Source organism: Colwellia sp. BRX10-9 (assembly GCF_014077405.1).
GTDB lineage: Bacteria > Pseudomonadota > Gammaproteobacteria > Enterobacterales > Alteromonadaceae > Colwellia_A.
The window spans coordinates 87,305-111,640 of sequence record NZ_JACGVV010000012.1; the positions used below are offsets into that span (position 1 = coordinate 87,305).

General features: G+C 39.0%; 18 protein-coding genes, 1 tRNA gene and 1 riboswitch. Of the genes, 9 read left to right on the forward strand and 10 right to left on the reverse strand.

Annotation, left to right across the window (positions count from 1 at the left end; genetic code table 11):
• The first annotated feature begins 120 nt into the window (after positions 1-120).
• Positions 121-741 carry a hypothetical protein gene (locus H4J69_RS09305; protein WP_182217394.1) on the forward strand — a complete coding sequence of 207 codons (621 nt, stop codon included), beginning with the start codon at positions 121-123 and terminating at the stop codon, positions 739-741.
• A 104-nt stretch (positions 742-845) separates the two neighbouring features.
• Here H4J69_RS09305 and H4J69_RS09310 read toward each other — a convergent pair whose 3' ends face one another.
• Complete coding sequence (locus H4J69_RS09310) at positions 846-1,025, reverse strand: DUF6435 family protein (protein WP_182217396.1); 180 nt, start codon at positions 1,023-1,025, stop codon at positions 846-848.
• A gap of 138 nt (positions 1,026-1,163) precedes the next feature.
• Between H4J69_RS09310 and H4J69_RS09315 the strand changes: the two genes are divergently transcribed.
• From H4J69_RS09315 to lysC, 4 genes are all read left to right on the forward strand, one after another.
• On the forward strand, positions 1,164-1,571 hold the full coding sequence (locus tag H4J69_RS09315) for a hypothetical protein (protein ID WP_182217398.1): 408 nt from the start codon (positions 1,164-1,166) through the stop codon (positions 1,569-1,571).
• A 90-nt stretch (positions 1,572-1,661) separates the two neighbouring features.
• Positions 1,662-1,946, forward strand: coding sequence for a hypothetical protein (locus H4J69_RS09320; protein ID WP_070376826.1), 285 nt, complete (start codon positions 1,662-1,664; stop codon positions 1,944-1,946).
• Positions 1,947-2,006: 60 nt separating this feature from the next.
• Positions 2,007-2,414: a GNAT family N-acetyltransferase gene (locus H4J69_RS09325; protein ID WP_182217399.1), complete on the forward strand. Its 408-nt coding sequence runs from the start codon at positions 2,007-2,009 to the stop codon at positions 2,412-2,414.
• Positions 2,415-2,579: 165 nt separating this feature from the next.
• Positions 2,580-2,778: riboswitch (Lysine riboswitch) on the forward strand.
• Between the two features lie 111 nt (positions 2,779-2,889).
• Positions 2,890-4,242: a lysine-sensitive aspartokinase 3 gene (lysC, locus tag H4J69_RS09330; protein WP_182251954.1), complete on the forward strand. Its 1,353-nt coding sequence runs from the start codon at positions 2,890-2,892 to the stop codon at positions 4,240-4,242.
• A 74-nt stretch (positions 4,243-4,316) separates the two neighbouring features.
• Here the strand turns inward: lysC and queC are convergent, their stop codons facing one another.
• A complete protein-coding gene (queC, locus tag H4J69_RS09335) occupies positions 4,317-4,976 on the reverse strand; it encodes a 7-cyano-7-deazaguanine synthase QueC (RefSeq protein ID WP_070376829.1) in 660 nt (219 codons plus the stop codon).
• A gap of 79 nt (positions 4,977-5,055) precedes the next feature.
• On the opposite strand from queC, the gene queE reads away from it, so the two are divergent.
• Positions 5,056-5,730 carry a 7-carboxy-7-deazaguanine synthase QueE gene (gene queE / locus H4J69_RS09340; protein ID WP_182217401.1) on the forward strand — a complete coding sequence of 225 codons (675 nt, stop codon included), beginning with the start codon at positions 5,056-5,058 and terminating at the stop codon, positions 5,728-5,730.
• A gap of 4 nt (positions 5,731-5,734) precedes the next feature.
• On the opposite strand, the gene pdsS is transcribed toward queE, so the two are convergent.
• Both pdsS and pdsR read right to left on the reverse strand, forming a co-directional pair.
• The gene (pdsS, locus tag H4J69_RS09345; protein WP_182251955.1) at positions 5,735-7,930 is read right to left on the reverse strand and encodes a proteobacterial dedicated sortase system histidine kinase; all 2,196 of its coding nucleotides are present in this window, start codon (positions 7,928-7,930) and stop codon (positions 5,735-5,737) included.
• Positions 7,920-8,618 (reverse strand): proteobacterial dedicated sortase system response regulator, encoded by a 699-nt coding sequence (pdsR, locus tag H4J69_RS09350; RefSeq protein ID WP_182217405.1) that lies wholly within the window; start codon positions 8,616-8,618, stop codon positions 7,920-7,922. Before pdsR ends, pdsS begins: the two co-directional genes overlap by 11 nt.
• A gap of 196 nt (positions 8,619-8,814) precedes the next feature.
• Here pdsR and pdsO point away from each other — a divergent pair, with 196 nt between their 5' ends.
• Entirely contained in the window at positions 8,815-9,615 is an 801-nt protein-coding gene (pdsO, locus tag H4J69_RS09355; RefSeq protein ID WP_182251956.1) for a sortase-associated OmpA-like protein PdsO, read from the forward strand.
• 172 nt (positions 9,616-9,787) lie between these two features.
• Here the strand turns inward: pdsO and H4J69_RS09360 are convergent, their stop codons facing one another.
• The 5 genes from H4J69_RS09360 to H4J69_RS09380 all read right to left on the reverse strand — a co-directional run bounded on the left by H4J69_RS09360 (position 9,788) and on the right by H4J69_RS09380 (position 20,911).
• Positions 9,788-11,596, reverse strand: a complete 1,809-nt coding sequence (locus H4J69_RS09360) for an alpha-amylase family glycosyl hydrolase (RefSeq protein ID WP_182251957.1) — start codon at positions 11,594-11,596, stop codon at positions 9,788-9,790.
• 50 nt (positions 11,597-11,646) lie between these two features.
• A complete protein-coding gene (gene malQ / locus H4J69_RS09365) occupies positions 11,647-13,827 on the reverse strand; it encodes a 4-alpha-glucanotransferase (RefSeq protein ID WP_182251958.1) in 2,181 nt (726 codons plus the stop codon).
• Between the two features lie 105 nt (positions 13,828-13,932).
• Positions 13,933-16,086, reverse strand: a complete 2,154-nt coding sequence (glgX, locus tag H4J69_RS09370; RefSeq protein ID WP_070376836.1) for a glycogen debranching protein GlgX — start codon at positions 16,084-16,086, stop codon at positions 13,933-13,935.
• Positions 16,086-18,374, reverse strand: a complete 2,289-nt coding sequence (gene glgB / locus H4J69_RS09375) for a 1,4-alpha-glucan branching protein GlgB (protein WP_182251959.1) — start codon at positions 18,372-18,374, stop codon at positions 16,086-16,088. Before glgB ends, glgX begins: the two co-directional genes overlap by 1 nt.
• Before the next feature lie 32 nt (positions 18,375-18,406).
• Positions 18,407-20,911, reverse strand: a complete 2,505-nt coding sequence (locus tag H4J69_RS09380) for a glycogen/starch/alpha-glucan phosphorylase (protein WP_182251960.1) — start codon at positions 20,909-20,911, stop codon at positions 18,407-18,409.
• 438 nt (positions 20,912-21,349) lie between these two features.
• Here H4J69_RS09380 and H4J69_RS09385 point away from each other — a divergent pair, with 438 nt between their 5' ends.
• A complete protein-coding gene (locus H4J69_RS09385; RefSeq protein ID WP_182217413.1) occupies positions 21,350-22,381 on the forward strand; it encodes a LacI family DNA-binding transcriptional regulator in 1,032 nt (343 codons plus the stop codon).
• 84 nt (positions 22,382-22,465) lie between these two features.
• Here H4J69_RS09385 and H4J69_RS09390 read toward each other — a convergent pair whose 3' ends face one another.
• A complete protein-coding gene (locus tag H4J69_RS09390; RefSeq protein ID WP_182251961.1) occupies positions 22,466-23,917 on the reverse strand; it encodes an MFS transporter in 1,452 nt (483 codons plus the stop codon).
• Positions 23,918-24,220: 303 nt separating this feature from the next.
• Here H4J69_RS09390 and H4J69_RS09395 point away from each other — a divergent pair.
• A tRNA-Ser gene (locus tag H4J69_RS09395) sits at positions 24,221-24,311 on the forward strand.
• The last annotated feature ends 25 nt before the right edge of the window (positions 24,312-24,336 follow it).

Sequence of the window (24,336 nt, forward strand, 5' to 3'; positions counted from 1 at the left end):
TACATTTAATAGCCATATATTGTGTTTTCCTGACTCATGTGTCAAGATCTAATCGTGTTTTTCTGACCAATTGGTCAGATTATTATACTATGCCCGTTGTTTTACTAAAAGAGTATTGTCATGTCCCTGTTAGAAGCCTTTGGTTATGTTGCAAGTGTGCTAATTGCCTTATCGTTAATGATGTCTAATATCAAACGATTGCGTTGGATAAATTTATTTGGTGCTGCTGCCTTTAGTGTTTACGGGTACTTTATTGATGCCTACCCTGTTTTTATTTTAAACGGTTGGATAGCTTTGGTTGATGTATACTATTTAATCCGTATTTATCAAGAAAAAGATCAATTTGATTTAATTAAATTAAAATCAGTGGAATCATCTTTTTTCAACTTGTTAAAGGAACGTTACGGTAAAGATATCATTGGCTTATGTAAAAACTTTCAGTGGCAGCAACTTGATGATGCCGTGGTATTGTTATTGTTTAGGAACATGAAACCCGTAGGATTATTTGCTTATCGGGAGTTAGATGAGGACGGTAAGGTTGAAGTGCTACTCGACTATATCATTCCCGAAGACCGAGATTTTAAAGCAGCCAAATTTATGTTCTCTGCTGAAGAAAATCAACTAAGACAAGAAGGTATTAAACATTTAATCGTCGAGCCATCAGATGATGCTCATGAACTTTACTTGAGACGGGTTGGCTTTACCAAAAAGGCTGATCATTACGAATTATTAATCAATTGAGTGTACTGAAGACCGCAAGCAGATAAATACCGGGTTTAAAAGGGAAAACAATAAAATCCCGCCATCACCTTAAATGAAGTGGCGGGGTGTTCGCTATTAGCGCGTTAGTTCTTTTGTGAATTTTCTAAATCTTTAATCTGCACGGCTATTTTTTCTGCTTCAGCAGTGATCATCGAATATGACTTTATATCTCCATTTCTTTGCGAAAACATCGCTTGTTCAAGCTTAGCTTCATAGAGTTTATTTAATCTTTTTATCGGGTCTTTTTTAAATATTCCAAACATTTTATTTACCATTGAGTTGGTTACTGTTAGTTATACGTATACAAATCGATTTTAGTTTTTATTATTTACATTTTAATTAAAAACTTATTGTATCGTGCTACGTGTTGCAAAAATTTATTCTCATTATAAGAGGGAAAAATGGAAAAAAATAAATTCAGCTCAGAATGGTCCTTACTCCAAAATCAGTTTGACAGCTATGAGAAACATTCGCTTTATATAAAACTTATTGCCGTTATCGTTTTACTAATAGCCATTATATCGAATGTAATCACGATTCCTATCTTTTTAATCTTAGTCGTTTTATGGCTTCAAGATGCTGTTTGGAAGACATTTCAATCACGTATTGAGACACGGCTTTTACAGCTGGAAAAATATATTTCAGCCGACAGTAGTGAAAATGTATGTCAATTTAACTCTGAATATCATAAAGTTAGCTTATCAGGTCTTACCTTAATTAAAGAATATGCCTGTCAATCAATTAGGCCTACTGTTGCATTTCCTCATGTAGTATTGATATTCATCTTATGGGTTCAGCATGTGTTGTAGTGGGTTAGCTTATATTGATAAATCACTTATGACTTTAGATAACTATTGTTTTATTCGCGCGAATATCGCGTTATTTTTTGGATAATTATTATGAACTTAGACAAATCGACTAAACGTATTGATAAAAGAGTTAAGAAAGGATTTCAAGGCTACCCACAAATTTCATTAGCTTATTTTGGTCAGTCAGCTGATTGTGCTACTGAAGTTGTGGTTGGTTTTATTGCCGCTGAAGGTGATGCTCCACAAGAGCAAAAATTTACCAGTAAAGGTGATGCGAGAAAAGATGAAACTATTCAAACAACACTATTAAAAGTTATTGAACGTGCTGATGCAAAAACAGTGGTAGAAGTTGCGGGTGTTACCCTTATTAAATAATGTTGCTGGCTAATTACTGTCTGTTAATAGGTCAGTGAATATTGAGTTTAAAAATTAAAGATGACCATAATTTATAGATTTTCTGACGACCATATAAAGCAAGTTCACCAGCTTTATAAAAGTGTATGGTGGGGTAAAGAACGCTCACTCGAAGACACTCAAAATTGTATTCGTGGTTCTCAAATTTGTATTGGTATTCTCGATGTAGACAATGAGCTCATTGGTTTTACGCGAATTCTAAGCGACTTTATCTATAAAGCAATAATCTTTGATGTGATTGTAAGCGCCTCTCATCGCGGTAATGGTATCGGTCAGCAATTGATGAGCCTGGTTAAAAACCATGATAAATTAATCAAAGTAAAACATTTTGAATTATATTGCTTACCTGAACTGGAGAGCTTTTATAAAAATCTTGGTTTTTCAACGGATGTCGGTGGTATAAAATTAATGCGCTGCAGCAACCGTTAATTTTTATATAAAAGCCTAGCCATGCTTTAGTTGAACTATGGGTAATACTATTAAGCTATTATTTCTAAAAAAGATCGACTTAGCCTGTTGATTTATTATTACAGATAGGATTTAATCCACATGTCGGTTATTAGAATAAATACTCAAATTGTATGTTTTTAATAATCAACCAGAAGAGGAGCAGTAGCTAGGTAGATAACACGAAGAACCACCATTCTTTTGACTGTTATTGAGGGAGACTATTGCCGAGAGTAATTAGCGAGTGGCGTTATTTATTCGGTTACTAGGGCTGAATCCCTAGGATTGTCACCTCTAGTTAGTATGTTAAGTGCTAATTAGATTATGGTGGAGAGCTTCTGGCTGAAAAGTTTAGTTTATCTTACCAAGAACACTTCTTAATTCAGCCATGCTCTTCCTTGAAGTTTATAAAGTTACCCTATAATTATTACTGGGGGCTTAATTAGGGAGACCTTAGATGTCATTATTACCTTTTACTGTTGCAAAATTTGGCGGCACAAGTCTAGCTGATCATCAAGCGATGTTACGATGCGCTCAGATCATTAAAAACGATGCAAGTAACAAAGTTGTTGTCGTATCTGCAAGTTCAGGCGTTACTAATTTACTGGTTCGTTTAAGTCAAAAAGATGTATCTCAGCATGAACAATTAACAATCATTAGCAGTATTCGCGCTATCCAATTTAATATTACCCAACATTTAGCTGAAGAAACACAGCTAAACTTTCAAATTGATCAACTGCTAAATGAGTTAAGCGAGTTCTCTAACGCGCAATCACTTAATTATTGCCCACGCATAGCCGATGCAATTTTGTCATTTGGTGAACAAATGAGTTCATGTATCTTTGCACAAGTCCTTAAATCTGTTGGTGTTAATGGCGAAATGTTTGATGTTCGCCAAGTTATGAAAACCAACGCATTATACGGTAAAGCCGTTGTTAACCTTGAGATGCTCGCTAATAACGCACAGCAATTTCTTATGCCTTTGCTGGTTGATAAAGTTATCGTTACCCAAGGTTTCATTGGTCAATACGAGGACGGTCATACGACAACCCTAGGCCGTGGTGGATCTGATTACAGTGCGGCACTTTTAGCCGAAGCGTTACATGCCGATAATCTTTCTATTTGGACTGATGTTGTCGGTATTTTTACCACAGACCCACGTATTACCGAGCATGCCCGTGCTATTAAAGAAATCAGTTTTGGCGAAGCGGCTGAAATGGCGACCTTTGGCGCAAAAATTCTTCATCCGGCAACACTCATTCCTGCGATGAGAAAGAATATTCCGGTTTTTGTTGGTTCAAGTAAGGAACCAGAGAAGGGGGGTACACGCATTCAACAGTTTGTTGAATCGAGCCCAATATACCGCTCAATAGCCTTACGTAGAGAGCAAACATTAGTAACGGTAAAGAGTCCTGCTATGCTACATGCTAGTGGTTTTCTTGCACAAGTCTTTGGTATTTTAGCCAAACATGAACTGAGTGTTGATTTAATTACCACCAGTGAAATCAGTATTGCGCTAACCTTTGATAATCCAACGGGGTCGACGCAAGCGCTTTTAAATTCAACCGTTGTTGAAGAATTAGAACAGCTTTGTGAAGTGACCGTAGAGCACGGTTTATCGTTAATAGCGGTTATAGGAAATAAAATGCATCGCAGTAATGGCGTTGGTACCAGTATTTTTGAAACTATCTCAGGGATAAACGTGCGGATGATTTGTCATGGCGCCAGTGAACATAACTTATGTTTCTTAGTCGACGAGAAACAAGCAAATGAAACCGTTGAAAAGCTACACAATGCCTTATTTTCATAAGCTTTAAGCGTATTATTTCTTTGGTCAGTAAAGAAAAAAGATAAAACACCTTGTCGTGTTTTATCTTTTATTTATCACGATTCGTAACTTAACGGATCGGTAACATTATTATCACTGAAAGCTTCTAAACGCTCTTGGCAGGCACCACATTTTCCACAGGCTTTTTCACGGCCGTTATAACACGTCCAAGTATTATCATAGCTTAAGCCCATTTTTAATCCATCGGTTAAAATATCACTTTTAGTAACCGTTAAATAAGGGCTAAATATTTCTACTGACTCGTAGTTAGCTATTTTACACACCTCATTCATTTTCATTACAAATTCGGGACGACAATCAGGATATATTGCATGGTCTCCTGAATGTGCGCCGTAATAAACTTGGCTAGCCCCCACTGAAACGGCATAACCGACCGCAAGTGATAACAAAATCATGTTACGGTTAGGTACAACCGTTGATTTCATACTTTCAGCTTCGTAATGACCTTCAGGAATATCAATATTGTCGGTTAATGAAGAACCAGCAAGTAATTGATTAATAGATGATATATCGATAATTTTATGGTTTACATCAAGTGATTGACAAACCGTACTGGCAAATTCAATTTCTTTGACATGACGCTGTCCGTAATCAAAGGTTAATGCGAACACTTCTTTGCCATCATGCAAGGCGCGATTAAGAACAGTGAATGAGTCCATGCCACCAGAATAAATAACAACAACTTTGTTTGTCATTTCTAAAGTCTCTTAGGGTATAATTAATATCGCGCATTTTACTTCAATTTACACCAGCAATAAACAGGCAAAAACCCCGATGACCGTAAAATACAAAATTAATGAATTATTTGAAACTATTCAAGGAGAGGGCGCTTTTACCGGTCAACCTTCAATTTTTATCCGTTTACAAGGTTGCCCCGTTGCTTGCTCGTGGTGTGATACTAAGCATACTTGGGCAATAAACCTTGAAGATGAAGTAACACCGAATGCTATGTTAACAAAAGAAGCTGAATCTCAAACGTGGTCAGCGCTTACGGTTAAAGATATTTTAGCGATGATAACGGCAGAAGGTTATCAAGCCAAACACATTGTTATCACAGGCGGTGAGCCAGCGATGGTTGATTTACTCCCTCTGTGCCAAGTACTTGAAACCAATGGTTTTAGTTGTCAATTAGAAACATCGGGTACTTTTGAAATACAGGTGACGGATAAGTGCTGGGTGACTGTTTCACCCAAAGTAAACATGAAGGGTGGCTACAAAATATTAAACTCAGCGATGTTACGTGCCAATGAAATTAAACATCCAGTGGCGACTGAGCAGCATATAGACGACTTAAAAGCGTTATTAGCCGAACATAATATTGTTAACACCCAAGTTTATTTGCAACCGATTAGCCAAAAAGAACGGGCAACAGCGTTAGCAATAAAAAGCTGTATTGAAAATAATTGGCGTTTATCCGTTCAAGTACATAAATATTTAGGTATAGAGTAAATAATTACTTTACCTGCAATGGCAAAGTAATCGACACCGTGACACCTTGCGGATTATGATGATTACTTGCCACGATATGCCCCTGATGAAATTCACAAATCAAACGGGCAATATATAAGCCTAATCCCAAATGAGGGGTCTTATCTTCTTTCATTTGCGGTGTTTCACGCATTGAAACCATAGAATCAAAAAGTCGCTCTTCCATCGTGTCGGGTAATAACGTGCCGTTATTGCTAACGTGAATGGTGATGTCTTTATTTTTCAACGCTGTAGTTATGAAAAGTTTACTATCTTCACTAAACTCTACGGCATTAGTGACAACCTTATCTAATAATTGCGCTATATGCTCAGGCGATCCCGCCAACATTACTTTTTTATCTGAGGCCAAATACTCAATAGTAAAGTTAGGGTATATCTGCTGATATCCTTGTACACAACCATTAAGCACATCAAAGAGATTAAAACTGACCTTGTCAGTTTGATTGAGCATTTGTTCAAGACGAGTCGCTTCACTCATATTGGTTAATATATTGTTTAAGCGATTAATACCACTTTGGGCACGGTCAATGTAAGCGGAACTTTTCTCAGGCAAGGCTTGTAAAGACAAATTTTCTAAGGATGTTCTAACAATCGCTATCGGGGTGCGGAGTTCATGTGAGAGTCGTGACGACATATTTTCTAAATAATGATTGTACTGGCTTAAACGATTTACTGCCGTAGAAAAACTGCGAGAGAGGTCGCCAATTTCATCATTGGCTGTTGATACTTGCATACTCTCGGCTATCTCGTTATTGATTCGACCGTGTTCATCAATAGCAATTTCTGCCTGATTACGCAGTTGGCGAATGCGATTTGAAATACGTGACGCAAAAAAGAAAAAAGCGAAAGCACCCAATAACATAATCGATAAAATTGACGTAAACAATTTCTCTAAGGCTTTATTTCGTACACTGAGAATGCCATTGGTTGTTTCTTCAACAATGACCGCACCGTTGACCTTATCACTGATATAAATAGGGTATGCAGCTGATATGATTACCGCTTTTTTATCTGTGGTTAATCGCCATTGAGATTTTGGCATACCCGCAAGTGCGGCTTCAATATGTTCACCCGTTAGGTTTTGCGTGTCGTAAAGACGGTCAATAAAATCATCTTGAGGTTTGTTGAGCAAATGTTGAAATAACGGTTGTAAGTATTTTTGTGTCCAAGCATACCAATAGCCATCGTTATCAGAGTTATTGATGTTTTTTTGCCATAAGCCACTGGCTTTTTTTATGTCGCCACTTTTTGCTAGTACGCGATGATGTTGATCAACCACCCAAATACGTGACTGTGTGTAACTCATGCCCTTTACTATGCGTTCAATTTCAGGTGACGGCACCAAAATGGTACCTAAGGTTGTTGCGCTACTTGGATCTGCACTGCCTATTATTGTTGTGGCTGCACTCAATGGCGTATCGACATCATGAATGGCAAAGGCTAAGCGGTCACTGATTTTAGTTAAAGGGATGCGAAGTTCAATATTATAACCTTGCTCGGTATCGCGCCATTGGCCCTGAATGAAGCTAACGGGTCTTGGAAATTGAAGCCGTTCATTACTTTCAAGGTCATTAATGCGATAGGCAGCAAGCCACCCCTGATTTTTATTGCTGACGATAAAACGTTGGAAATTGCCATTAATATCGTTGAATGATAATTCCAGATGATCATTTTTGTTGATGGCTCGAGCATTTTCATCACGATAAATAACCGTATCGTCGATCACCTGAATAAAAAAGTATAAGTATTTATCATATTTTCCAACAGCGGCACTGAAATGATTAGTGAGCTTATCAACGCTTAATTGCCGACCAAGCTGGTTGTTTACCCCGTAATAGTGTGATTTTTCTTGAAAGTTTGGCCAGTCGTTGGGTAAACCGTCGAGATTTATCGCTTGGGATAACTGATAACCGTAAAGGTCTTTACCTTTTTCAACATCGGGTAAAAAACTGGCTTGGTTATTAAAAAGGTTAGGGCGTTCATGCAACGAAGTCGCGAGGGCTCTTGCTGTTCCTATGATTGTTTGTTCTTGACCAAAGCGTAAATACTTTTCCATTTCCCATACGTATTGATAACCAAACCAGGGAATGGCAAAGAGAAAACTAGACAGGAGTAGAAGCTTAGTTCGTAAGCCGAAACGAAAATTGAGCTTATTTTTCATCTTTGTTCCAACGATAGCCCATGCCATAAACTGTTTCTATGCAGTTAAAGTCTTTATCTATTTGGTTAAATTTTTTACGAATGCGTTTTACATGGGAAGTAATGGTACTGTCATCGACATAGATGTTGGAGTCTTTCATCAGTTGTTGACGGTTCTTAACATGTCCGGGGTTTTTAGCTAAGGCAAAGACCATCCAAAATTCGGTGATCGTTAAATCAACACTTTGTTGTTGCCAAACAATGCTCATTCGTTGATTGTCGATAGTTAGCGGCCCTAATGTGAGTAAACTACTTTCAGCAGTTGGCTGTTTTAGTGCTTCTTGGCGACGAAAGAGGGCTGCAATGCGCGCTGATAAATGTGGCAGGCTAATATCTTTAGTTAAATAATCGTCAGCGCCAATACGCAATCCTGACACCGTATCAACATCATTATCACGCGCAGTTAAAAAAATAATAGGCAAGGTCGTTGATATATTCCTAAGCCATTGGCATAGGGTAAAACCGCCGTCATATTCTTGTTCTAAGCCAATATCCAATATCACAAGGTGAGGCAAACTTATTGCAAAGGCCTTACAGGCGTTTTCTCTATTAGCAAAGGTCTGCACTTGATAACCTTGAACGCGCAGCACATCCGCATAGTTTTCTCTTATAGCGGCTTCATCTTCGACTATGGCAATTCGTTTTAACACTCTATACGACTCTATTGGTTAACTTATTTTAAGGCACTATATAAGAGTTTTTTTATAAATGCGCGCAATTGTTGTAATTGCCACATTGTTGCCACATTTGCTCATTACTTTGCCTTTTTTGTGTCGTTTCAAAGCCTATTTTTCTTGTTTTAATTACCTCGTCAACAAAAAACACCTTAATCATTTAGGAATTAACATGAAAAAAATTAACAGTAAATTAAACCCAGCGAAACTTTTCTTAATCACAGCGCTTATTGCTGCACCGACATTAAGTCATTCCGCATACGCCTTTGAAAAGTCAAACTTAACAGCAAGCGATTCGGTTGAACTTAGTGACAGAGATAAAGAAAGTATTGGCTTAGGTAGCGGCATGATCATTGGCGCGATATTTGGTGGTCCTATTGGCGCTATTTTAGTGGGAGCGACCGGTACACTTATTGCGAAAACACAAAACGATAAAGAAAATTTGAGTGAACTACAGGCGTCATTGAAAAAGCAAGAGCATGATTATTTGCAGGCTGCAAACGAGTTCCGCCGCAATTTACAACGCTCTGAACAAAATCATCAATTAGCATTATCGGTTTTAGAACAAAACTTTGATAAAAAATACCAAAATGCCAGTCAACTACAAGCTGAAAATTTACTGATGAGTTTACAATTTTCAACTGGCTCTAGTGACTTACAGCCGCACTATAAAAGTCAAATCGTTGCTTTGGCAGAAATGTTACAACAATCACCAAAACTCTTTATCGATTTATCGGGTTATACCGATAAACAAGGTAATAAAAAATTAAACCAAGCGCTGTCTATTGCTCGTGTTAACACCGTTAAAAATGCCTTAATTGATCAAGGCGTTAAAGCAGAACGCATTAAACTGTTTGCTTTTGGTGAGCAAGCGCCGGTAGTGGCTAACACTCAACAAGAAGTCAGTTTTTATGACCGACGTGTAGTCATAAAGCTGCACAGTAACACCGAGCAAGTGGCTAATAATTATTAAGTGTTGGTATAAGTGAAGGTAAAGGTGTGTTCAATCATTTATTTAAATAATATAAGGAGGTGAAACAGCAAATAATGAAATAGTTTACTAATTAAAGAATAAATTAAAAACCAAGGACACTCCCATAGCGCCTTGGTTTTTCTTTATCTGTACAAAAACACTAAATCCTCAGCTACCTGACCTGATAAATAGCAAAACTTAACGGGGGAACGGTTAATGTTCCATCGACAAACTCATCACTTTTAAAGGCTGGGTATATTTTTTTGCCATTTTTGAGGGTAAAGCCTAACGCGACAGACTTTTCTGTTTTTGCTGTATTAAAGACAATAATGATTTCTTCTTCGTCTTTTAATGTACGAGATACCGCAAAAACCCCCGGCTTATTATCAGCATTTATGAATTTTTGTTCGCCAAACCTAAGTGCTGGGTATTGATAATAGATATCCGCATACTCAGCAAATGTCTTATAAAATAGATGATTTTCATCAAAGTTGTCATCAGCGGTTGTTTTAATATTTGCGAGTAAATCATCATCGTTGTAGCTGTCTACCAAGGAAGGCATCATGTCTTGGCGAGAGTCTTTATCTCCGCCATCACCAACAAAACCTTGCTCGTCGCCATAATAGACAATTGGCACGCCACGCAGAAAGTAAACCATCGCATGGGCTAGCAAGGTGCGTTGAATAATTTCTGCTTCGCTATAGTTGAAATCACTACTTTTCAACATGCCTGAAAAACGTCCCATGTCATGGTTACCGGTAAAGTTAAGCAACTGATTGGCATTACTGTCACTGTCATTATAGTAAGCATCACTCTCGAACACCTCAACAAGTTTATGTGTTCCTTGCTGTTTAATAAGGGTGTCTTGTAAAGCAAATTGTAAGGAAAAATCAAGTACAGACTGCATTTTACCTACTGTGGTATAAGCACTTAATTCTTTAACATCGCCACTATATACTTCACCAAACATAAAAAATTCTGGAATACCAATCGCTTTTGCGTGGTCAACAAGCGCAGGGGCAAAATCTGCCCAAAACTCTATATTGACGTGCTTTACGGTATCAATTCTAAAACCATCAGGTTTAAATTCACTGATGACATTTTTGAATATTTCGGTCATGCCTGTAACCACTTCAGGTGAATTAGTATCAATATCATCTAAGCCACTAAAGTCGCCATATATCGAGTTTTCTCCTTCATAGGTTGTATCTCCTTGGTTGTGATAATATTTTTTATCATTTAACCAAGCGGGTGATTTAAGGTTTTCTTGGCCTTTAGGAATAACGGCTTGATAAGTATCACCCGCTGCCACTTGAGCAAGTGTTTTATATAAACAGCCATCATTTTCTTTCATCAAATACTGTAAGCCATCTTCGCCGTGACATTCAACATACTTAATAACGTCAGCGGTGTGGTTAGTAATAATGTCAAAAAATACTTTTATATTCTCTTTATGTGCAGCGTTAATGAAACGTTTTAAATCTTCATTACTACCCAAATGTGGGTCAATTTCATTAAAGTCCAAGATCCAGTAACCATGATAACCCGAAGAATCACCTTGCATGGCCTGATTACGCATAATAGGTGTTAACCAAATAGCGCTAATCCCCATACCTTTCAAATAAGGCAGTTTAGCCTGCAAACCTTGAATGTCACCCCCGTGATACATGCCTTTGTCGGCTTTATCAAAACCACCAGCAGATATTATGTCGGTCTTAGAACCTTGGTCATTATCGGTGTTGCCATTATAAAAACGGTCGGGCATAACAAAGTAAAAAACTTCATCTTGTATATTTCTATTTAAATAAGGATCTAAATCGTCAGCATTTTTAAGTGGTAAGGCTTTTACCTCACTTAAGCTGGCTGATTTTTCTATGTGAATTGGCTTAGTTTCATTACAAGCGCTAAGAAATAGGCCACTTAAGATAAGTAGCGCAATCTTTGATTTTTTTAATGTGAATGTACTATTTGTTATTATCATTATATTCTCATCCATTATTGTGTTCATTAAAATCGACATTATGACTAATATTAGCTTTTTGGTCTGGCTTTTTGCATCGCTTGTGCAAGCAATTTAACAGAATCTTTTTGCCAAAACTCAGTCATAGTTACCGGTAATTTTTGACGCCAGTTAGGGTGTTCATCGATAGTGCCGGGAATGTTAACTTGTTCAACAATCTCTAAGGTGTCTTCTAATGGAATAAGTTGGATATGGCTGTGTGCTTTCGCCATATATTTCTGGACGGCAATTGATAATTCAGTATTGATTATTGCCGGACTTTGTTGCGGCGCTTTTGTTACATCGATAACGTCTAAGTCTGCTAAGGCTGCAACTAACAAGCTACGGTCTTGTATACGAGCTTGGCGTTCTTGTTGGCCCATTTCGTCTGATGGATATAGATTCAATGCTTGTCGCCAATGTAAATCACGTCCAGTCCACCAACCGGTAAGGGTAGGTAAGTCGTGTGTTGATACTGTTACCATAGATTGGGCTGGATACAACTCCGGCCGTTTAAATAAACCCGATTCCCAACGCTCAAAAAATAGCACCTTGTATGATAGTAAACCTGCGGCTGCCATTATTTCACTAAAGCCATCGGGCACCGTGCCTAAGTCTTCGCCGATAACCACACAGTCATTACGACGAGATTCAAGGGCAATAATGCGCAATATATCTTTAAATGGAAAGGTAATATAAACACCTTGATCGGCTTTCATGCCCGGCGCTACCCAATATTGACGCATTAAACCTAAAATATGATCAATACGTAAAGCACCTGCATATTGCATATTACTGCGCAGTGCCTTTATTAAGGGTAAATATCCTTGTTGCTGCAGTGCTACTGGGTTAATCGGCGTTAGCCCCCAATCTTGCCCTAAGGTATTCATAGCATCGGGTGGAGCACCAACCGCTGCACCAGACACATAAACATCTTTATCAGACCAAACATCAACGCCCGAGCCGTCACAACCAACCGCAAGGTCTAGATATAAACCAATCGGCATGCCAGCTTGTTCTGTTAATGCGGCAACATCAGTTAACTGGCGATGAGCTAGCCATTGCAAAAAAGCAAAGTAATCAAGACGTTTAGCATGCTGTTGTTGAAAAGCAGCGACTTGTGCTGAATGTGGTGATTGAAACTCACTCGGCCACATTTTCCAACCATAAGCATTAGAATCAATCATTCTAAAATGCTCATATAAGGCGTCAAAGGTGGTTAACAGTAATAAATCATCGCCTTGCTCGGCTTTAAAGTCGCTGAACTCTTGGTAGGTCGCGCTTACATTCTGGTCATTATTTGCTTGAATGAAGTCTTCAAAGAGTAATTCAATAATTTCAAATTTAACATCAGCAACACCAGGGTAATCGATAAGTTCAGTGTTACGGACGAAGTTAACTTTTGCTTGAAATTCATCACTGTTAAAGCGAAGTTGAGCGGCCTTACAGCTGGAAAAGTTAGGTACCTGAGTAACATCAATATACAAACTATTGAGAAAACAACGGCTGGTCGGGGAATAAGGGCTGCGATGTGCGGGATTATTTTGATACAAGGGATGCAACGGATTTAAACCTATGGCGGCAGCGCCTTGCTCGGCAGAATTTTTAACCAGTGTTTTTAAATCACCAAAATCGCCCATTCCCCAATTACTTTCACTTTTGAGTGAATATAACTGCGCAGCATATCCCCACATTTTTTCTGGTGAGGCTTCCTGTGGGCTATAACAAGTTTTAGGCGCAAAAATCAAATGACAACTTGCTGTTTGTTGGCCATAACTCAGCTTAAGCTTATGATAACCTTGTGATAACAAAGGGAGTGTTAAGGCAAGCTTTCGATATTCTTTATCGGCAAGCTGATTTTTTTCTTGGAAAATTAACTCGCTAACCAACACTTCACCCGTTAAGAGTTCGCTTTGCTCAGTCGTTATCTGCCAAGCAACTTTTAAACTTTCATCTACCGGTAGGCTAATAATAATAGTGTGACTGTGTTCTTCAAGCTTAGCAATATGGACGCCAGGCAACATTTTACGCCAGCTATCTTCTTGTAAGGCGGTAATACTGTTATTGATAGTATGGTTATTAGACAGGTCATAACCCATAGCACAAAGTAGGCTATGCCTAGCACTTTCGTTTGCCGGAACTTGGTGCCCATAACTATCAGTGTAACTTCTGTGAAAGCCAACTAGGTCGGCAAGTTTTTCTATCAAATTCATAAGTTTAATACTCTATTCTTTTTGAGTGGCTAAAGGAATACTTTTGCCAATGCTTGTGGTGATTTTGTTATCTACGATTCAACTACTTAACGCAAAACCGTGTTGCTATTTGTCTTTTGGGCTATGTAAATACCGCAATACCACACAGCTATGTTCAGCAATGGTAATAGCGGGGTGTCTAATGTTTTTTGGCGATTTTTTGTCAGCGTAACTGTATTCTTGATTATCAACAGCGGTATCAATGAGCACTTGCCAGTAACCGTTAAGTACTGGCAATAAGAAGTTGATACTGCGCTGATGAGCATTAAAAATAATCAGTAGGGCATCGTCTTGCTGATGTTCAGGAGTAGATGAGCGCTCGGTATTGGCTAACATCATTGCAAAGCACTTGATGGATTGATCATGCCAATTGTCTTTAGTCATCGCTTTACCGTGACAATTTAACCAACTGATATCAGCTAAACCGGTATGTTCACTTACTTTTACACCGTGTTGATAATGTGTTCTGTTTAATAGCGGATGTGCTTTTCGCAGTGCAATTAATTTTTTAACAAAATCTGATTCTTGCTGTGCTTGTGGGCTTTGCCAATCTAGCCACGATATTTCATTATCTTGGCAGTAAGCATTATTGTTACCGCGCTGGCTATTATTGAGTTCATCGCCACTGAGTAACATCGGCGTGCCTTGAGCAATAAAGAGGGTGGTCAGTAAATTGCGTTTTTGCTGGCGGCGTAACAGACTAATTCTACAATTGTCGGTTGGCCCTTCAGTCCCTAAATTATTACTAAAGTTACTGTTATGGCCGTCATGGTTTTGTTCGCCGTTCGCCTTGTTTTGCTTGTTATTGAAGCTCACTAAATCGGTTAAGGTAAAACCATCATGTGAAGTAATAAAATTTACACTGGCACTAGGTCGACGACTGGGCTGTTCAAAAATGTCACTTGAGCCGTGCAAACGTTTAGCAAACTCTGCAACTAAGCCTTGTTCACCTCGCCAGAAGCGTCGACAAGAGTCACGAAAACGATCGTTTAGCTCTAACCAGCTATTGGGAAAACGGCCTAGTTGATAGCCGCCATGACCGACATCCCAAGGTTCGGCAATAAGTTTAACTCTTGATAAGATAGGATCTTGTCTTATACTGGTAAAAAAGTGATTGTTGGCTTTAAAATCAGGTGCATCGCGCCCTAGTACTGGCGCTAAGTCGAAACGAAAACCGTCAACGCCCATGATTTCTACCCAGTAGCGCAAACTGTCAGTGATCAGTTGAATAACACGAGGGTGCTGCACATTAATGGTATTGCCACACCCTGAAAAATTCTCATAATAGCGTTTGTCTGCTGGGTGTAAACGATAATAACTAGCATTGTCTATGCCTTTAAAACTCAGCGTTTGACCAAGTTCATCACCTTCTGCCGTATGGTTATAAACCACATCAAGAATAACTTCGATACCTGCTTCATGGTAAGTTTCAACCATAGAACGAAACTCGCCAACCTCACCTGAATGGCAGTAAGCGGCGTGCGGAACAAAAAATGAAATGGTGTTATAGCCCCAGTAATTAGTTAACCCTTTGTCTTGGACAAAGTCCTCATTAATAAACTGTTGCACGGGTAGCAGTTCAATACTGGTTACCCCTAAAGACTTTAAATACTGGCAAACCTTTTTATTAGCAAGACCCGCGAATGTTCCGCGTAGCTCAATGGGTACATCGGGATTTTGTTGGGTAAAGCCTTTAACATGTAATTCATAAAGAATGGTGTCACGGCGACGAACTTGTGGATGCGTTTGACTAAACAGTAATGGTGAAACAACCACACACTTTGGCATAGTCGCCGAATTATCCCGATTATCAACGGTTAAATCTTTTTGGGTGCTTTTTAGATCATAACTAAAATTAAGGTCGCTGCGGATAAAGCTACCGTGCAATTTTTTAGCATAGGGGTCTAACAATAATTTATTAGCATTAAAACGATGGCCATTATGAGGTTCAAAAGGACCATGAACACGGTAGCCATATAAACAACCTTCTGCGATCCCTTCAACGAAACCATGCCAAACATCATCGGTAAACTCAGGTAATTCAATGCGCTGTAGTTCATATTTACCGTCACCTGAAAATAGACAAAGCTCTACTTTTGTTGCATGTGCAGAAAATAGGGCAAAGTTACAGCCCAGACCACTTTTAGCCAGTGAAGCACCCATCGGATACGAACGCCCCGAAGTTACTTTGTATGCAGTGTTAATTGCGCAAGTTGTCATTATTTACCCTCAAGTGGTAAACGTACATCTTTGAGGATAAACATCGCTGTCGCTAACGGCGGTACAGTAATGTCTATATAGTGTTGCTGACCTTGCCAGGCCAATTCAACACTCGGTAAAATACCTAGGTTCAAGGTGTTACTGCCGCCATAAATTTCAGCGTCCGAGTTAAGTAATTCGACGTACTCTCCCGATTTTGGTACCCCTAACTTAACGTTATGATGGGTTTGTGAGGTAAAGTTACATACCACGACAACCGCATTCTCTTGGGCGTCATTGCCAAAACGAATAAAGCTGTAAATTGATTGTTCGCTGTTTTGATGATCTAACCAACTAAAACCCTCGCTTTGGCAATCTTTTTCATAGAATGCTGGCGTGTTGCAATAAACCTTATTTAACGCTTTAATCAGTCGCTGTACGCCACTGTGCCAGTGAACGTCAAGTTGATGCCAATCAAGTTCGTGGTCATGATCCCATTCTTTACCTTGGGCAAATTCACAGCCCATAAATAGTAGCTTTTTACCGGGATGTGCCCACATAAAACTGTAATAAGCGCGTATATTGGCAAACTGTTGCCAAGCATCATCGCCAGGCATCTTTTGTAAAATAGAGCCTTTACCATGAACAACTTCGTCATGACTAAGTGGCAGAATAAAGTTTTCATCAAAGGCATAAACTAGGCTAAAGCTAAGTTCGTTATGGTGATGGCAACGATGCACAGATTCACGCTGCATGTATTGTAAACTGTCGTTCATCCAGCCCATATTCCATTTATAACCAAAGCCTAAACCGCCATCATGGGTCGCGCGAGAAACACCCGGCCATGACGTAGATTCTTCGGCAACAGAAAATGTACCAGGGTATTGTTGATAGAGTTCTTCGTTAAAGCGTTTTAAAAAGTCGACAGCGGCTAAGTTTTCTCTGCCTCCGTGGATGTTAGGGATCCATTCATTTTCTTTGCGGCTGTAGTCGAGATAAAGCATCGAGGCAACTGCGTCAACGCGAATGCCATCAACATGGTATTTATCTAACCAATGCAGGGCACTTGCACGCAAAAAATTGGCAACTTCAACACGCTCGTAATTATAAATAAGGGTATTCCAGTCGGGGTGATATCCCTGTCTGGGGTCTTCATGCTCAAAAAGATGAGTACCATCGAAGGTCGCTAAACCGTGATCATCACTTGGAAAATGTCCTGGTACCCAATCAATCAATAAGCCTAAATTGGCTTGATGACAGGCATCAACAAAATACTGAAAGTCAGCTTCATTACCAAACCGAGCTGTTGGTGCAAATAAGCCAACCGGTTGATATCCCCATGAACCATCGAATGGAAATTCACTGACCGGCATTAGCTGAATATGGGTAAAACCCATTGATAAAGTGTAAGGAATAAGCTGGTCAGCTATCTGACGGTAATTTAAAAATTCGTTATTTTTATCTCGGCGCCAAGAGCCTAAATGGACTTCGTAAATTGAAATTGCAGCGTTTCTACTGTTACGTTTTTCACGTTTGTCTAACCAATCTTGGTCTTGCCAAAGATAATTGTCTTTTGCACTGATAATTGACGCTGTGTCAGGTCGGTATTGGGCTTGGTTGCCATAAGGGTCGGCTTTAAATGGTAACGTGTTACCGTTTTTGTCTTTAATCGCATACTTATATTGTTGCCCAACTGACGCTTGTGGGATAAATATATTCCAATAGCCACTAGCGACATCGCCCAAGGTGATATTTTGCATGGCATGGCTACGTTCATCCCAGTGATTAAAGTCACCAAGCAAAGAAACATGACTTGCATTAGGTGCCCAAACAGCAAACGAAACACCCTGAATTTTTTGGCCATTAAGGGGTTTATTTTGCAGATGAGCGCCTAATTTCTCGTAAGGTTTTTGATGATTACCTTGTTGCAGCAAGTAAATATCAAGCTCCCCTAAGGTAGCTGAAAACTGATAGGGATCGTCAATTAACCATGATGCGTTTGCAGAGGTCAGCTTGAGTTTATAAGTGAATAATTTTTTACGACGTAGCTTAAGTGAGTAAAGTCCACTGTGATGAACTTTCACCAACTTACCTAATGATTTTATCTGTTCATTACTATTAAGTTGCGCTGATTTTTTATTAGGGGCTAAGGCCATTATCTCAACAGCGTCAATATCGTTAAGGTGAGGAAAATAGCAAGTGATCCGTAAATAACGAGTGTTTTGGTCAGCATTTAACCCTAAAACCTCGTAAGGTGTCTTATGGCAAGCGCTAACTAAAGCTTTGATGTCATTTACAGATAAACTCATATATTTTCCTCAGTTTTCTTAATAATTAATGCTTAAGCGCTCGGTGTTAAAAACCAAATGTTTTTCACATAGTCTTCAATCGAGCGATCAGAATTAAATTTACCCATCAACGCCGTATTTAAAATGGCCATTTTTGCCCAACGTTTTTTGTCTTGATAAGCGACACCTAAGTCTTGTTGAGCGTCACTGTAGCTTTCAAAATCAGCCAGCACTTTGTATGGATCGCCACCTTCAAGGAAACTTTGTTTAATCGAAGATAATTCTCCCATATGGCCTGGCGTAAAGTAGTCCGTGTCTAACCAGTCTAAACAGGCTTTGATTTCATTATTCGTTTCATAAAAGTGATAAGGGTTGTAGCCTTTGTTATCTAGGGCTTTAACTTCATCAACGGTTAAGCCAAAGATGAAAATATTGTCGTCGCCAACTTCTTCAGCTATTTCAATGTTTGCGCCATCTAAAGTCCCAATGGTTACGGCACCGTTGAGGGCGAGCTTCATATTGCCAGTACCAGAGGCTTCTTTACCTGCTGTTGATATTTGCTCTGAAACATCGGCTGCCGGAATTATTTTTTCGGCTAAACTGACCCGATAGTTAGGTAAAAACACCACTTTTAATTTGTCTTGAATGCGGGTGTCATTATTGATTTTTTCAGCAATTTTATTGGTTGCGTAAATAATTTCTTTGGCTAACTGATAGCCCGGCGCTGCTTTTGCACCAAAGATAAATACGCGTGGTTGCATAGGTAAGTCAGGATCAGCCAATAAACGGCGGTATAGCGCTAAGATATGCAATAAATTAAGGTGCTGGCGTTTGTATTCATGAAGTCGTTTAATTTGGACATCAAAGATGGCCTCTGGGCTGACATCTATACCGGTTAAGGTTTTAATTTCAGTGGTTAATGCCACTTTGTTTTGATGTTTAATTGCCATGAATTTCTTTTGGAAACTGGCATTATCAGCAAGGGTTGATAATGAAGATAAGCTGTTTAAGTTTTTAGCCCAGTCATCGTCAACGTGCTTTGATAGTAATTCAGACAGTAATGGGTTACATGATTTCAACCAACGTCTTGGGGTAATACCATTAGTTACATTGGTTAATTTCTCTGGCCAAAGTTGGTTGAATTCTGGGAATAGATCTTTTTTTACTAAGTCTGAATGGATTTGAGCAACACCGTTAACTTTATGTGAAGTAATGACACATAAATGTGCCATACGGACTTTACGTTGTTCACCTTCTTCAATAATTGAAAGGCGAGCGCGCATTGCCTCGTTGTTTGGCCACATCGCATTCACTTCATCATTCAAAAATGCTTCGTTGATACGATATAAAATAGTTAAATGGCGTGGTAGTACACGTTCAAACAATGAAACAGACCATTTTTCTAACGCTTCAGGTAACAGGGTGTGGTTAGTATAAGAAAATACTTTACCGGCTAATTGCCAGGCTTTTTGCCATGAGAAGTCATACTCATCAAGTAATACGCGCATTAACTCTAAAATGGCAATGGTAGGGTGGGTATCGTTGAGTTGGATCGCTACTTTTTCAGCAAAGTTTGTACTACTTCCTTGGGTAAGTGGACCAAATTGCAGTTGATAACGACTAATAATGTCTTTAATTGAACAAGCACAGAAAAAGTACTGTTGAATAAAGCGTAATTCATTACCCGCATCGTGTTCGTCATTAGGATAAAGAACTTTAGATACTGTTTCAGCATTGACTTGATCGTGGTGCGCTTGTAGATAGTCACCCTGATTAAGTGTATCCCAGTCAAAGGCAGAGTCTGCGCGACATTCCCATAAGCGTAAAGCATTTACGGTTGACGAGTTATAGCCAACGATAGGAATATCCCAAGGAACTCCTTTGAGCATTTTTCCTGCACGCCAAACCGATGTTAAACTACCGTCGGCTTGTGCTTGTTGTTCAACATAACCATAAACGGGAATAAGCTGGGTAGATTCAGGGCGGCAAATTTCCCAAGGACTACCAAACTCACGCCACATATCAGGCTGTTCTATTTGGTGTCCGTCTTTAAAACTTTGTTTGAATAAACCATGTTGGTAATGAATGCCGTAACCCATAGCGTTGTAATCAAGTGTCGCTAATGAATCAAGAAAACATGCGGCTAAACGGCCTAATCCACCATTACCTAGGGCTAAATCAGCCCCTTCTTCACATAAATCGGCTAAATCAAAACCAAGTGATTTAAGGGCCTTTTCGGTATTTTTATATAAATCTAAATTATGTAAGTTGTTAGAAAGTAGTCGCCCCATCAAATATTCAAGTGACAGGTAGTTAATACTTTTAGTCGCTGATTTTGCTTGTTGAACCTTACTTGCTTGCAGTTTATCAATAATAATTTCATTAAGCGCCATTGATGTCGCTTGCCAATAAGCCTGCTTGTTTTGTGGTGTGTTTTTGTAGGCATCTTCACAAATAACGCGATCACCTAAGGTACTGTTCAAATGGTGCTGAATGCGTTTTTTTAAGTCTGTGGCGGTAATATCAGCTGTGCTACTTTTTATTTTTTTATTTATCATAATAAATTTTTATCATCAAAAACCGTCTTGTTCGTTGCTGACGTTTTGATTTATTTCCTGTTTATTTAAAATCTGTGGCGTATATATAGGACTTTATGCATCCTTATTTTTTATTTGCATCAGTTGTACGAATTCTTTCCACAATAAATAACGTGATGATTAAATTATGCCGATGTTAGAAATTAGAGCAATAAACTACATACGTATGCATGATGGATTTATGCACTATTTGCCATGCATACGTATGCATTTTTGATGATTATTGGCGCTTGATGAAAAGTTCAGGGTGATAACTTACTCGCTACCTTTAAAATTTGATGGAAGTCGGCGTTTATCAGCTGAGTAATTTTTTGCTTTACTCTTAATAAGGTATACAAGGCTAGGGGGCTAAGTTAGTATCTAAGTAGTATATTTATTAATAAGTTATTGGTTAATTTAATGGTTAAAGCTAAAAACACTTCGTTTGATATTGCTTATCGTGCGGGCGTTTCTCAGTCAACAGTTTCAAGAGCACTACGTAATAGTCCGTTAGTAAATGAAGAAACACGGCTACGTGTTCAAGCCATTGCCAAAGAACTTAATTACAAAGTAGATAAAAACGCCAGCAGTTTACGTACTCAACGTAGTGGCACCATTGCCTTGCTATTGTTTGAAGACCCAACCAACGATGACTCATTAATCAATCCTTTTTTTATGTCAATGTTAGGCAGCATTACCCGAGCTTGTGGTAATAAGGGCTATGATTTATTAGTCTCTTTTCAGCAAATGAGCCACGATTGGCATGCTGACTTTGAAGATACCCGTAAAGCTGACGGGATAATATTGTTGGGTTATGGTGACTACACCGATTACGAAGAAAAGCTTGTTCAGTTAATAGAGCAAGAAACCCATTTCGTTCGTTGGGGGGCTGAAGTAAAAGACCTCGATGTTGTCTCTGTCGGTTGCGATAACTTCCAAGGAGGCTATCAACTCACCGAACATGTCATTAATAATAACCGCAAAAAATTTGCTTTTTTAGGCGGAGTTTCAACGGGCTCTCCTGAATTTTTAGATCGTTATTTAGGTCATTGTAAAGCGCAAACTGATCACGACTTAGTCGTTAATACCCAACTTCAATTTGACGCGATTTCTACCGAAGAATCTGGCCATAACGCTGCATTAAACCTTATTAAGGGTGGTGAAAGTTTTGATGCCATTATGGCGGCCAGTGATTTAATTGCCGTGGGCGCGATGCGCGCTTTGCAAGAACACAATATGCGCGTACCCGAAGATATAGCCGTGTTTGGTTTTGATGATATTCCGGTTGCTAGTTTTACTTTTCCGACCTTAACTACGGCTAAACAAGATACGATGTTAGCAGGAGAATTATTAGTAGAAAAGCTTTTAGCACTAGTGAATGGCGAAGAAGCAAAAACAGAATTGATGGCAACCACACTTGTGGTTCGTCAATCTTGTGGCAGTGGTAATTGATGTTTTATAGCGTTTATGTAGGTTAGTTTTTTCACTAACAAATTTTAGGTAGAGCCCTAACCTACAAACAAAAGCGAGTAGAGGTTACTCGCTTTTTTCTTTGACAAAATAAACGGATACAGCGCCAAGTACCATAGAGACACCCGCTAAGATAATAATATTTATTGCCTGGTTTTCAAAAACTGAATTTAATATCCAGCCAGCAAAAATTCCTGAGATAATCTGTGGCGCGGCAATGGTAAAGTTAAAGATCCCCATGTATACACCAGTTTTGTTGGCAGGTAATGCACCAGCAAGTATTGTGTAGGGCATTGCTAAAATAGCAGCCCAAGCAATACCTACACCTATCATAGGAATAAATAAAGTAACCGCGCCTTGTGGCACCGTGATTTCAGTGATCAATAAATTGACTAAAGTTGGTTCAGGGTTATTGATAAACATAAAGCTTAAATAACCTAAGCCACCGGCGAGTAAGGAAAACGAGTAAACCGCTTTTCGGCCGAAGGTATTGGCAAGCTTGGCCAGCACAATTGAGAAAAAGGCCGCAAACAAAGAATACGCTGCAAACAAAATACCTACCCAGTCACCAGCTGCGCCTTTTGCCGCAGCGATATCATTGGGAATACCACCAACAGAGCTAATATAGGTAGGATCAAACCACTTTACGTCTATGCCCCAAACCTGTTGAGCAATGGCCGGCATGGTATAAACCCACATAATGAATAGAGAAAACCAAGAGAAAAACTGTACGAGTGCTAAACGCTTCATTACCTCGGGCATAGTTTTCATTAAGCCAACGAAGTCAGTTAGTTTTTCAATTAACGACTTTTCAATGGCTTGTTCTTTGGCAACCTGTTCAGCATCCATTCCTTTGAACTCATAATATTCTTTAGGTGAATATTCTTTGGTTTTAAAAACCGTCCATAACACCGAGCCTAATAAAACCGTGGCGCCGATATAAAATGCCCAAACAACGGATGGAGCAATGCTACCTTGCTGTGAGGTGTTCTCTAAACCAACAACATTTGTAAGAACAAATGGCAATATAGAGCCGATAACGGCACCAATATTAATCAAAAAGGCTTGGATAGCATAACCCTTGTTCATTTGATTATCGGGCACCATATCAGACACTAGCGCTCTAAAAGGTTGAAAAGCGATATTAAAAGATGCGTCCATAACCGCTAACATCATCGCACCAAAAATCATTGGTGTGATAACAGAAACAAATAATGGCGCGTTTGGCATTAATAACATACCGACAGTTGCGCATATGGCACCGATTAATATATAGGGGTTACGGCGACCAAACTTATTCCATGTTCTATCTGACGCTGCGCCGACGAGAGGCTGGATAAGTAAGCCCATAATAGGAGCGAGCAACCAAAATAAAGATAAAGAGTGCAGATCAGCACCCAAGTCTGAAAGTATTCGACTGACATTAGCGTTTTGTAAAGCAAAGCCAAATTGAACGCCCAAAAAGCCGAAGCTAACATTCCATATTTGCCAAAAACTGAGTTGAGGTTTGTTTTTCATTTATTATTTTTCTTATGAGAGTAACACACGATGAAGTTATATAATCACAACCAAAAAACTGACACAACAAATTACATACGTATTCAGCATGATATAAACAGGTAATATTATTATTTAAATACAGGTAAAGTTTTTGTGTAAATCGTCAATAATGGTAAATTATCGCTAAATAGCTGTTTTTTTCGCACACTTGCTGATTTATCGAACATAAAGAAGAAATAGTAAAATTAGTGCTTTACAAATGCTATTGCAGGTCTTAATATCTGCCCCGTCTTGAAGCAAGCAATTGTTTTAAGACATTCAGGTGAGATGGCTGAGTGGTCGAAAGCACTGGTCTTGAAAACCAGCAAGGGTTTATAGCCCTTCTAGAGTTCAAATCTCTATCTCACCGCCAAACAAAGAAAAACCGCTAATCGAAA